Genomic DNA, 12,176 nt, shown 5'->3' with positions numbered 1-12,176 from the left:
GGATTTTACCCGTCCCAAAGATAGAATAATCCTTGAATATGCTAAAAAAGAAGCTGAAGAACTGATAAGCAAAGACCCAAAGTTAGAAAAACATCCGTTGTTAAAAGAACTTATCTTTAGTAAATATGCAGATAGGTTTAATCTGATTAATGTGGCGTAGTTGCTTGTTTTCCTCCTCCCCTTCCCGCTTTAAATTCTAAAATATCTTTTTTTCTTCATTAAATAACTTTCCTGTTGCATAATCAAAGCCTATTTCTTTTACAAAATCCAGCAATTTCTCGGAAGATATACCGGATGCAATGGTTTTTATTCCGAATTCTGAGGTAACAGCTATCACACCTTTTAAAACTCTTTTTCTTTTTGCTGAAACCATAGATGTTCTTATAAAACTTTCACTTATTTTTATATACTGGAACATTTCATATTCAAGCATTCTGATTAGATTTTTTATAGAGGCATTACCTGTTCCGAATTCATCTAAGCAAAACTGTAAATTATAAGAATTTTTTAATTCATGGAGTGTTCCAATATTTTTTACAAATGTGTCTTCTGAAATTTCAAAAACAGCTTTGTCCTTTATATAAAGGACATCTTTTGTAATATCTGAGTCAGGCATATTGAGCATCAATTCAATAGATTGTTGCCTTAATTTTAAGAATACTTTTTCATTATCTTTTAGTTTTGGATAAACCTTTCTTTTCACAAGCTGGATTATCTTTTCATCTAACTGACTGAGAGGTGCTTCAATATAACTGCTGTCCAATAAATGACATAAATTTTCATCTTTAATATCGCTTAATCCACAGGAAACTTCATAAGAAACTTTATTCCCTGTGCTCAATTCAACAATAGGCTTAAGGGATGGGGAAAATTTACCTGTTTCTATTTCTTCTTTGAGTTTTTTCTGGGCTTCTATTGCTTTTTCATAGATAGACATATTATTTCTTAGTATCAAATAATTTTTTCTTCTATTTTCTCTAACTCTTGAAAGAATATCTTCCATATAAACAATTAGTTTTTCAAAATCATCTTTGTCTTTTTTAGTAATATCTTTAATAACAAAACTGATTTTTGGTATAAAGTAATTATCATCAGGAGTAAGTATTCTTAGATTTTTCAAGAAATTTAAAAATTTTCTTAGAAGTCTTCTATCAGAAACCTCACTTTTTACTAAAAGACCAAATTTATTACCGCTTAACTTTCCCAATACAAACTCAAAATTGTTTTCTTCAAGGGCTTTTTTTAATGCTTCAGCAAACTCTTTTAAAATTTTGTTACCAAATTCATAGCCATAAACTTCATTTGCATATATTAAGTTAGATACTTCCATTAAAATAAACTCAAATCTATCTTTGCTATTTGCTTTATCCAATTTTTTACGTATTTCTTGTATAAATTTTTCTTTGTTTAGAAGACCTGTTACCACGTCATATTCATATATATTCCTTAGCTGTTGATATGCTTCCTCAAGCTCTTTGTTCTTCCTTTCAAGCTCTTTCTGAATATTTATTATTTCTGTTATATCCCTTGATATTCCCAGAATGGCAATTAGCTTTCCTGTCCTATCAAATATAGGAGTTTTAATTACATCAAATATAATTTCTTTACCATTTTTTGAAGGAACTTTTTCTATAGAGTGTGAAGATTCTTTTTTCTCAAGGGCTTTCATATCAGAGTATATACACTCTTTAGCAACATCAGGAGGTAATACCTCAACATCTCCTTTACCGATTACATCTTCCCTTTTAACACCAAAGGCTTTTTCAAATGCCTGATTTACGTAGATAAATTTTAGGTTTAAATCTTTAATCCATATTGGGTCTGGAGTAGTATCAAGAACTTTTGTAAACAAAACCTGTAGCTTATCTCTCCATTCTTCACTGAGCCAGTCAATATTCTGATATATATCGTCTTTAAAAACATTCTCTTCCAGATATAGTGCTTCTTCTATTAAGTTACTTATTAACTTTGAGACAGAAGATGCCTTTTCTTCGGATAGCTTCTTAAGCTTGGCCAGTAAGTCTCTATCTATCGCTATACTTAAAATGGTTTTTTTACTTGCCATTTTCTCCCCCTATTCATTTTAATCAAATTCAACTTATAATTATATAACAATAACCGAAAAATTTAAAACAAATCTTATTATAAGTTATAATAAGAAAAGTTGAAAATTTTTTCTTATTAATAAAATTAAAAATATGTTAAGAGTTTTCTTATCCTCAATCTTAGTAATACTGATAATTGTATTCAACATATATTATTTTGGGCTTAGGGAAAATATTGATTATTCTGTTCTTGTTCCTAATTCAATTATAATTCTTGTACTCATTGGAGCTTATTATCTAACCCAAAGACTCAAAGATATTCCGGAAGTTTATTATAAAGTAAATCTTGGTTTTATTTTGATACTCGCAGGTCAGGCAAATTTTATTTCCTATTTTTTAACAAATGAAAAATTACATTACTTACTTTTTTCAGAAATTGCTGTAAAACTTCCGGGAGTTGTTTTAACTATTATTGCCTTTTACCAGTGGATAAGAAACAAAGAGAAAAAAGAAGAAAAACTTAAAGAAAGTGAGGAAAAATGGCATTCCATCGTTGAAGGTGTTAATGAGATTATTTTGATTCTTCAGGAAAATAAAATAAAGTATGCCAATGCAAAAATTAAGGAAATTTTAGGTTATGATCCTGAAGAAATTAAGGATAAAAGCCTATATCAAATAATGGGTCTTAATCTTGATGAGTTATTAGAAAAAGAAAAAGATTTTCAGATTAAATTAAAAACAAAAGATGGTCAGGAACGGATATTTGAGTTTAACCCCTCTGTAATCACATATGAAGGTAAACCTGCAGTTCTTGGTATATTCAGGGATATCACAAATAGACTTTTAAGAGAAAAACAGCTTAAAGAAACAATAGAAAAACTTAAGGAAACAAAAGAAAAGCTCCATGAAGCACAGGAACTGGCAAGATTAGGATACTGGGAGTTTGAACCACATACTCTTAGCTTTTTCCTTTCTGAAGAGGCTCAGAGTATTTTTTGTGGTAAAGATAAAAAGTGTGTTATGAGTTTTAATGAATTTTTAGAGCTTGTTGATCCAGAAGATAGAAGAACTGTTTTTGAAGTTAGGCTTGAAGCAATAAAGTATAAAAGGTCTTATGAGATAGAATACAGAATAAACTATGGTGGAGAAAAAATAATAAAGGAAAAAGCTAAAATCATCCACGAAAATACACCAAAAGAAAAGCTTATAGGTATAGTTTACGATATTACCGAAATTCATAAAGCCTATCAAAAAGTCCTTGAAAATGAAGAAAGATACAGAAACCTGTTTGAGTATTCAAATGACATCATTATTATCACAGACCTTGAAGGAAATATTATTGATACAAATCAAAAAGCAGTTTATAAACTCGGTTATAACAAGTTTGACATTAGAATTATGAATGTAAGGGAGCTTTTCAGTGAGGACTTTAAGAAGCATTTTAAATATTTGCTTACAAAACTATTGGGCACAGGCCATTCCAGATTTGAAGCAAATGTAAAAAAATCAGATGATACATTTTTCCCTGCAGAGATTTCTGCAAGTGTATTTTCAATAAGAGATAAAAAATATATACAACTCCTGATAAGAGACATAACAGAAAGAAAAGTAGCAGAAAAAGAACTTAAACTTGCTTCTATAGTTTTTGAAAATGCTCTGGAAGGAATTATTATCACCGATAGCAACGGTAAAGTCCTCAGAATTAATAAAGAACTTGAAGAACTTACAGGATTTAGTAAAAAAGACCTTATTGGAACAGATATAACATTCTTACCTATATTTAGGGCTAAACACAGGGAATTTCAGAAAATATGGCATTCAGTAAAAATAAAAGGTAAATGGCAAGGTGAGCTTATCGCACTGAAGAAAAATAGTGAGGTTTTTCCTGTATGGCTTTCTTTAATTCAGGTAAAAACAGATGGGAAGGTTACAAATTACATAGCTATGATAACAGATATCACAATGAGAAAACATAAGGAAAAAACACTGGAAAACCTTGCCTATTATGATACCCTCACTGGAATCCCGAACAGGACTTACTTTTTTATAAAGCTAAGATCGATGATTCAGGAAGCCCTTAGAGACCATAGTAAAATTGCTCTTTTATTCATAGACCTTGATGGATTTAAGGAAGTAAATGATACTTATGGTCACGAAGTCGGAGATAAATTGTTGATTGAAGTTGCAAAAAGGCTCAAAAAGTCTGTTAGAAGAGATGATTTTGTTGCAAGACTTGCAGGTGACGAGTTTGTGGTCATATTAAAAGATGTTTATTCAAAAGAAGACATAATTAGAATAGCCTATAAACTTTTATCAAATCTTGATAAGCCAATTTTTATAAATGGTCATTACATACATATAGGGGCAAGTATAGGTATTGCTGTTCTTCCTGATGATGCAGTTGAACTGGAAACCCTTGTTAAATATGCAGACCGTGCCATGTATCACTCTAAATTTACAGGTAAAAATAGATACACATTCTATTCAGATATCACGGATAATATCTTTTAGATGCTTTATTTCTTCAGGGGTAAATTGTTTATCTCTGTAGTAAATATTTTGATAAAAAAATACAAACTTGTAGGCTTTCTGTTTTAATTCCGCATTATCAATTCTGTTTACAAACTCTTCAAGACCTTCGTTTATTTCTTTTTTATAACCGTATTTTTCCATTTTTTTCAAAAACGCATAAAGTAATCTTTTTTCAGGTGGTAAAAATAAAGTGGGTTTGTGCCTGACAAAATAAAAAATCAGATAAACAATTGAGGTAAAAATAACAAGTTTTATAATCAAATATTTATCTATGGATAAATAGTTTCTAAAACTTTTTGCTATGGAACTTGTTTTTCTTAGTAGTTTCATTTGTTTGCTGAAATCAAAATTTATAACCATGTTTATGTATGCATACTCTACAGCTTCCCAGAATGCCCTGATTTTTTCCACGATTACTGACTTTTCTCTTTTTTCTAAAACCCTTGCTGAATACGAAGGTGTAGGGTCAAACTTATACCAGTAGCCATCTATATAGCTTTCTATCCATGTATGTGCAAAACTCTGGGGCACATAATAAAAATCTCCCGGCTCGTTATACCTGACCCCTCGATATCCTGCAACAAGTCTTGTCGGAATACCGTCTATTCTGAGCAAAACAGCAGCTGCAGATGCAAAATACTCACAATTTCCTGCTTTAGAAACAAACAGAAAGTCATATAAAGGGTCTTTGCCTTTTTTTAAGTTTTTCAGGGAGTATTTATATTTTTTCAGATAACCAACAACATTTTGGACCGTTTCAATGTCTGTTCTGCCTTTAAGCTGTTTTGCTAATTTTATGATTTTAGGATTAATGTTTTTTGGATATTGCAGATACCCTCTTTTATCTATTTTTATTACCTTTATTCTGCTCGTAACCACGGATAAAGCTGTATATTTTATTCTATTAAAAATTCTTCTATAGCTCATAAATGTAAAATCATTATATTTTCTGACAGGTCTATTAAATTTAACAGGAACATCAATAGCAAAAATGTATTTGTTTCCATAGGGTTCCAATATTATTTCCTGTTTAATAACCTTACCTGAAACTTCTTCTTTTGAGCTTAGAAATCTTCTATACCATCTATGACCATCAAAAAAGTTCAGAACAATTCCCCTGAAATATGTATTTTCTTTATCAAGGGGCTTGTCTGTTTTTAATCTCATTATAATGGTATTGTCTTTCTGTATCTGAGAAACATCTCCCAGCTGGACAGAATCAGAAAATCCTGTTCTCCCTGTTGATTGAGAGTTTAGAAAATTAAAAACAGGATACTGACTTCTTGGAAGAATTATAAATAGTAAAGCTGTAAACGGGATTGCTACCACAGGAATTATGGTAAGCCTTATCAAGAGCTTTTTGAAAACACTTTTTTCAATTACAAGCTCCTTATCCTGTGTGTAATAGGTAAGAAGTATTGCCCCGATAACCACAAGGAAAAATAGCAGAATAAAAAACAGCATAAAGGATATATCTATCGTAAGAAGGGCAGAGCCAGCCAATAGAAATACAGAAATCATGTATATCTGCATAAAATCTCTAAATTCTTTGTTTTCCAGAAATTTAATACCAAGTAAAACAAGAAGCGTTTCTATAGAAGGTATAACTAAGTTATCTGCACTTATTCTGGTGGCCATAAAAATCACAACAATTAGAGAAATAATGTTTAAAGCTATACGGGGGACAGGATATTTATTTTTGTAGTCTGAGTAAGCACCTGCAATAAATAAAATTAAAAATACAATGTCATACAAATAATCAACAAACCGTGCCACCGATAAAAAACCAATAAACCCTATTACATAAGTTATAAGAAAGACTATTTGTTTAATCTTCATTTTTTCCGTATTCTGCCAGTGCTGTTAGTATTTTTACTTTGTTTGCTGTGGAAAACTCAGGAGGAAATAATATATTCCCGATTTTCAGTCCAAAGGGAATACCTTCTTTGTGCATCTGTAATATGCTGTATGTTATACAGGAAATCCTTTTTTCTATATCCGGAATGTTTACATTTTCAAAATCAATCAAAACAGGACGCACAGTTTCCTCTGTTAGCTCTTTAGTTTTTAGTTGTCCAGTTTTTGCTGTTGCTTTCCAGTGAATTAGCTTTAAAAGGTCTCCAGGGGAGTAATCCTTTATTGATATAAGTTCCCCCTGTGTGCCTATAATATCTGATTGGTATTCTCCTGCTGATTTTGTATTCTTGTAAAAGAAAAGCAAATTACATTTTTCAGGTTTTGGAAAAACTATAAACCTTTGATTAACAGGAGTTTCTTTGCATCTAACAAAGAAATTAAACGGGAAGACTGAACATATTTCTATAGACTCTAATATATGCCATCCTCTCCGGTTATATTTTAAGGTTAAATGCAGGTCAAACTCTCCGGAAGGGTCTATATAGGGAACTACAGATTTTTGGTTATTTATACTAATTTTCAGCAAAAAAGAGGGTAAAAATCTTTTTTTGTTTTTTATAACAATTTTTACAGGAGTTTCAATGCCGGCATAAATCTCTTCAGGGAATTTCAGTTCAATCTGAAGCTTATCAAGATTTTTTCTTCCAAAAAATCCAGAAATTCCCATAAAACTCAGCATTGCAGAAACTATCAGATAAACAAGATTATTTCCTGTGTTTACAGCTGCAACCCCTAAAAATATGGTAAGCCCTATATATATCCATCCGGCCTTGGTTATTTTAATCATGCCGGAACGGGAATTTTTTCCACCACCGATAATATCAGTTCCTCGCTGTCAGTATTTTGATAAATTTCGTGTAGTATCACCCTGTGTGGTATCGTGTAAGGTAAAAGCTCCTTTATATCCTCAGGAATTACATAATCTCTGCCTTTAAAATATGCATTTGTCCGTGCCGTTTTTGCCAGAGTTAATGTTCCTCTGATTGATAGTCCAGAGGCAAAATATTTAGATTTTCTGGTTGCTTCAACTATATCCAGTATGTATTCAATAACTTTGTCTGATAGATAGACCTGTTCAATCTCATTTTGTATTTTCATAACTTCTTCTTTGTCCAGTATAGGACTAATTCTGTAAAGCTCCTCCCTTTTGCTACCGCCTTTTAGAATTTCTCTTTCTGCTTCTCTGGAAGGGTATCCTATACTTATTTTCATCATAAATCTATCCATCTGAGATTCAGGGAGGGGAAATGTTCCAAATTGCTCAACAGGGTTTTGTGTAGCTATAACAAAAAATGGTTTGGGGAGTTTATATGTTTCCCCTTCAACTGTCACCTGTTTTTCTCCCATAGCCTCAAGTAAGGCACTCTGGGTTTTCGGAGTAGCCCTGTTAATCTCATCAACCAGCACGATATTATTAAAAATAGGTCCCGGATGAAACTCAAACCTTTGAAGCTGTTTATTATAGATTGAAACTCCTGTAATATCTGTAGGAAGCAAATCACTGGTTGCCTGTATTCTTCCAAAGGAAAGCCCCATTATTTTGGCTATCCCTATGGCAAGGGTTGTTTTACCAAGACCGGGCATGTCTTCTATAAGCAGATGTCCCCTTGAGAAAAATGTAATTAAAGACAATCTTAATGCCTGTTCTTTCCCATGTAAAAACTGGGATAAGGTTTCTATAATTCCCTGAATTTTTTCATTTTTTACATGCATATTTACACCTTTATGTTATCTATTAGTCTTGTATTTCCTATAAATACTGCCAGTGCAATTACGGTGCCTTTTTCAAGTTTTTCTTTTGGCTCAAGTGTTTCAGCATCAACGAATTCTATATACTGAATTTCTTTAACTTCTGGATGGGACAAAATTATTTTTTCCATTTCTTTTCTTATCTTATTTATATCAGTTTCTCCAGATTCAAATAATTCCTTTGCTTTAAATAGTGCTTTACTAAGGGACAAAGCGGCTTTTCTCTCTTCAGGGGAGAGATACTTATTTCTTGAGGACATTGCAAGACCATCAGGCTCCCTCACAATAGGACATCCTATTACCTGAACATTCATATTCAGGTCTTTTACCATTCTTTGAATGACCTTTAATTGCTGATAATCTTTTTCCCCGAAATAAGCCCTATCCGGCTTAACAATATTAAATAGTTTGTTTACAACAGTTGTGACACCTTTAAAATGTCCCGGTCTGTAAGCACCACATAACCCTTCTGTTAATCCTTCTACTATCACATAAGTTGAAAATCCTTCAGGATACATCTCTTCAACTGAAGGATGGAAAACATAATCTACTCCTTCTTTTTTGCATATCTGAAGGTCCCGTTCTAAATCCCTTGGATATCTATCAAGGTCTTCATTTACACCAAACTGTATAGGATTTACAAAAATACTCACAACAGTTATATCATTATCCCTTTTACTACATCTCATAAGTGAGATATGCCCCTCATGAAGATAACCCATTGTTGGAACAAAACCTATAGATTTACCTTCTTCTTTAAGCCTTTTAACTATCTTTTTCATTTCTTCTACAGATTTTACGAGCATTCTCACCACTCCATACTAAAAAGTTATAATAATTATAAAAAATTAATGGAGTAAAAATATGAGTATACTTCCAAAAATATTATGGGAAGCATTTTCAGTAGCCCTTCTTTTATATGGTTCATACTTAATATATGTCTTTTTATGGTTCTCTGCAGTTAGGATATGGAATGTTGATGTTTTTACAGCCAAACTAATTTCTGGATTGATTATTGGTTTAATTCTCATATATTCATCAGTAAGATGGTTTAAAAAGAAAAAAGCCCAGCTTGAAGCTGAAAAGGCAGAAAAAACTGCCTGAAAGGAGGCCACAGTTATGTTTATAGAAATAGAAGAAAATACATTTTTAAACTCTGAAGAGATTGTGGGTGTTGAGCTTATAACAGTAAGTTCTGAACCTTATGGGGAAACATACCAGTGGGTATTTTACACAACAGCTCCCTCTGACAAATCTACATTTCATGGAAAAATTTTCGATAATAAAGAGGAGGCATTAAGATGGTTCGAGGAAGTAAGGTATATGATTGATAACAGGTAAAGGGATATTATGGAAAACAATCTAAAGTGCAGAGTTCTCGACAACGCACCTGACATTATCTTTGTAATAAAACCAGATAAAGAGATTATATATATAAACAAAACCTTTTGTGAAGTTCTTGAATTTTCTCCTGAAGAAATCTTAGGCAAACCGGCTGATAAAATAATAGACAGCCAGCATATAGATTCTCTTATCCATTCAATTGAAAATAATTTTTCTGTAGAAGACCAAGAAGCCTATCTGATATCAAACACAGGGAAAAAGATAAGGGTTATTATAAGGGTGGGAGCTATTAAAAATGGAAAAGTTCAGCAGATTATAATAAATGCCAGAGACTTAACCTATCTTAATATTCTAAAAGAACAGTTGGAAAAATATGCAGAAACCCTTGAGGAAATTGTCCAAAATAGAACCAAAGAGTTAACTAAAACCAAAAATTTTCTTGAAAATGTTTTATCCAGTATTCCTGATATATTTCTTGTTCTTGATGAAAATGGAAATATTATCTTAAGTAACGATGCGGCAAAAGAAAAATTAAGTAACATATCAGACATAACAGAGAAAATTTTTGTCAGAGCAAACAATAAAGAATTTCCTATAAAAGAACTATTCCATGAAATTATAAAGAATAAAAGAACCTGTAAAAGTTTCACCAGTAAATTAATTATAGATGACAAAGAAATACCTATGCATATTGTTGCTTCATCTCTAGGTAAAAATACAGATGTAAAAGGTGTTATTCTTATTCTAAAAGATGTTTCAGAGTTAAAAGAAAAAGAAAACTTCCTGAATCTTTATAAAACTATTTATGAAAACACCCTTGATGCAATCGGTATCATAGATACAGAAGGCAGATATGTAGACCAGAATAAATCCAATGAAGAGCTTTTAGGGTATACTATAGAAGAAATCAGAGGAAAAAGATTTCCTGATTTTCTGAAAATTCCCAATGCGGAAGAAACCCTTAAGCAGTTAAAAAAGAAAGGCAGATTAAGATTTATATCCACCACAATAGACCGCCACGGAAATAAAAAATACCTTGATATTGTTGCTCTTGCAGTAAAAGATAAAGAAGGAAATGATAAATACTATGTGGGGATCAAAAGGGATATTACAGATATAATCCAGAGGGAAAAAGAATTAGAAGAGTTAACTAAAAAACTTGAAAAAAGATTATACACAGACCCATTAACAGGACTACCAAATCGTTTAAAACTAATAGAAGACCTCAAAGATATTGTAAGTCCAAAACTTGCAATAATTAACATAGATGATTTTAAAGAAATTAATGATTTTTATGGATATCAGGTGGGAGATTTTGTTTTAAAACAATTAGGAAAGGAAATCAAAGAATTTCTTACAGACTCCAGCTACAGATTATATAAACTATCTGCAGATGAATATGCAGTTCTTGCCATCAGATATATACAATCCCATGAGTTTGAAAGGGTAATAAATCAGCTTATATACCATATTCAAGAAACCCCAATTGTTTATGAGGATAACGAGATATATATATCAATTACAGCAGGTATATCTCTAGAAAATCATGGTATTCTCAATAAAGCAGATATGGCTTTAAAGTATGCTAAGACAAATAAAAAGCCTGTTGTTTATTACAAAGATGAACTACAAATGAAAGAACTTTATGAAAAAAATATTCTTATCACCAAGAAAATAAAAGATGCCCTGAAATCAGACAGAATAATAGTCCATTACCAGCCAATATTTGAAACAAAAACGGGTAATCTAAGCAAATTTGAAGCTCTTGTTAGACTTATTGATTTTGATGGGAAAGTCTTAAATCCTAAAGAATTTCTTGATATTGCAAAAAAGGCAAAACTTTATCCGGAAATAACTAAAAAAGTTCTCCAAAAAACATTTGAAAACTTTAGAAATATCAACAAAGATTTTTCAATAAATATATCAGTAGAGGATATTCATAATAGGGAAATTACAAGAATGATTTTTGATTATCTAAGTCAGGAAGATTTTAAAAACAAAGTTGTATTTGAAATTCTTGAGTCTGAAGGTATAAAAAGCTATACGGAAGTTTCAGAATTTTTTAAAGAAGTAAAAAAGTTAGGCGGTAGAATTGCCATAGATGATTTTGGCAGTGGATATTCAAATTTTGAGTATATTCTTAAACTTGATGTTGATTTTCTAAAAATAGATGGTTCTCTTATAAAAAACATTGATAAGGATTTATATTCACAGGTTATTGTTGAAACCATAATAAATTTCGCGAAAAAATTAGGAATAAGAACTATAGCAGAATTTGTTCATTCAGAAGAAGTTTATGAAATGGCCAAAAATCTGGAAATAGATTACTGCCAGGGATATTATCTTTCACCACCTAAACCGTTTGAGAAATTATTAAGTAATTCTTGAAAAAATTTTATAAAAAACATAAAAAACGTTTATTTTATATAGAACTAAAGGATTTTGAGGATGCTGTTATTTATGCATCTGCTATACACTCCAATGTAGATGCAGTAATAACCAGAAATACTAAAGATTTTAAAGTAAAAGAAATTCCTATTTATGAACCTCAAGAGTTTCTTCAAATTCTCAAAATTTTAAAATAGAAAT

General features: G+C 31.2%; 10 protein-coding genes. 5 read left to right on the top strand and 5 right to left on the bottom strand.

Annotated features, from left to right (window positions below; all coding sequences use genetic code 11):
• Positions 1–196: 196 nt before the first annotated feature.
• Positions 197–2,065 carry an EAL domain-containing protein gene (locus MVE07_RS06450; RefSeq protein WP_297455519.1) on the bottom strand — a complete coding sequence of 623 codons (1,869 nt, stop codon included), beginning with the start codon at positions 2,063–2,065 and terminating at the stop codon, positions 197–199.
• 133 nt (positions 2,066–2,198) lie between these two features.
• Here MVE07_RS06450 and MVE07_RS06445 point away from each other — a divergent pair, with 133 nt between their 5' ends.
• Complete coding sequence (locus tag MVE07_RS06445; protein WP_297455517.1) at positions 2,199–4,556, top strand: PAS domain S-box protein; 2,358 nt, start codon at positions 2,199–2,201, stop codon at positions 4,554–4,556.
• Here MVE07_RS06445 and MVE07_RS06440 read toward each other — a convergent pair.
• From MVE07_RS06440 to panC, 4 genes are read right to left on the bottom strand one after another with little or no spacing between them, the layout of a single operon-like run.
• A complete protein-coding gene (locus MVE07_RS06440; protein ID WP_297455514.1) occupies positions 4,530–6,416 on the bottom strand; it encodes a DUF3488 and transglutaminase-like domain-containing protein in 1,887 nt (628 codons plus the stop codon). The genes MVE07_RS06445 and MVE07_RS06440 overlap by 27 nt on opposite strands.
• Positions 6,406–7,281, bottom strand: coding sequence for a DUF58 domain-containing protein (locus MVE07_RS06435; protein WP_297455512.1), 876 nt, complete (start codon positions 7,279–7,281; stop codon positions 6,406–6,408). Before MVE07_RS06435 ends, MVE07_RS06440 begins: the two co-directional genes overlap by 11 nt.
• Positions 7,278–8,207, bottom strand: coding sequence for a MoxR family ATPase (locus tag MVE07_RS06430; protein ID WP_297455510.1), 930 nt, complete (start codon positions 8,205–8,207; stop codon positions 7,278–7,280). The genes MVE07_RS06435 and MVE07_RS06430 overlap by 4 nt, the downstream gene beginning before the upstream one ends.
• 2 nt (positions 8,208–8,209) lie before the next feature.
• Positions 8,210–9,049: a pantoate--beta-alanine ligase gene (panC, locus tag MVE07_RS06425; RefSeq protein WP_297455508.1), complete on the bottom strand. Its 840-nt coding sequence runs from the start codon at positions 9,047–9,049 to the stop codon at positions 8,210–8,212.
• Between the two features lie 58 nt (positions 9,050–9,107).
• Between panC and MVE07_RS06420 the strand changes: the two genes are divergently transcribed.
• From MVE07_RS06420 to MVE07_RS06405, 4 genes are read left to right on the top strand one after another with little or no spacing between them, the layout of a single operon-like run.
• Positions 9,108–9,347 (top strand): hypothetical protein, encoded by a 240-nt coding sequence (locus tag MVE07_RS06420; RefSeq protein ID WP_297455506.1) that lies wholly within the window; start codon positions 9,108–9,110, stop codon positions 9,345–9,347.
• A gap of 15 nt (positions 9,348–9,362) precedes the next feature.
• A complete protein-coding gene (locus tag MVE07_RS06415) occupies positions 9,363–9,584 on the top strand; it encodes a hypothetical protein (RefSeq protein ID WP_297455503.1) in 222 nt (73 codons plus the stop codon).
• Between the two features lie 9 nt (positions 9,585–9,593).
• A complete protein-coding gene (locus MVE07_RS06410) occupies positions 9,594–11,975 on the top strand; it encodes an EAL domain-containing protein (RefSeq protein WP_297455501.1) in 2,382 nt (793 codons plus the stop codon).
• A complete protein-coding gene (locus MVE07_RS06405; protein ID WP_297455499.1) occupies positions 11,972–12,172 on the top strand; it encodes a hypothetical protein in 201 nt (66 codons plus the stop codon). Before MVE07_RS06410 ends, MVE07_RS06405 begins: the two co-directional genes overlap by 4 nt.
• Positions 12,173–12,176: the final 4 nt, after the last annotated feature.

This window comes from Persephonella sp., assembly GCF_027023985.1.
Taxonomy (GTDB): Bacteria; Aquificota; Aquificia; order Aquificales; family Hydrogenothermaceae; genus Persephonella_A.
This window is presented reverse-complemented; position numbering and strand designations above follow the sequence as displayed.

Excerpts from the sequence above, each read along its gene's own strand:
- MVE07_RS06450 (WP_297455519.1), bottom strand. The coding sequence starts at position 2,065 with ATGGCAAGTAAAAAAACCATTTTAAGTATAGCGATAGATAGAGACTTA.
- MVE07_RS06435 (WP_297455512.1), bottom strand. The coding sequence starts at position 7,281 with ATGATTAAAATAACCAAGGCCGGATGGATATATATAGGGCTTACCATA.
- panC (WP_297455508.1), bottom strand. The coding sequence starts at position 9,049 with ATGCTCGTAAAATCTGTAGAAGAAATGAAAAAGATAGTTAAAAGGCTT.
- MVE07_RS06440 (WP_297455514.1), bottom strand. The coding sequence starts at position 6,416 with ATGAAGATTAAACAAATAGTCTTTCTTATAACTTATGTAATAGGGTTT.
- MVE07_RS06415 (WP_297455503.1), top strand. The coding sequence starts at position 9,363 with ATGTTTATAGAAATAGAAGAAAATACATTTTTAAACTCTGAAGAGATT.
- MVE07_RS06420 (WP_297455506.1), top strand. The coding sequence starts at position 9,108 with ATGAGTATACTTCCAAAAATATTATGGGAAGCATTTTCAGTAGCCCTT.
- MVE07_RS06410 (WP_297455501.1), top strand. The coding sequence starts at position 9,594 with ATGGAAAACAATCTAAAGTGCAGAGTTCTCGACAACGCACCTGACATT.
- MVE07_RS06430 (WP_297455510.1), bottom strand. The coding sequence starts at position 8,207 with ATGCATGTAAAAAATGAAAAAATTCAGGGAATTATAGAAACCTTATCC.
- MVE07_RS06445 (WP_297455517.1), top strand. The coding sequence starts at position 2,199 with ATGTTAAGAGTTTTCTTATCCTCAATCTTAGTAATACTGATAATTGTA.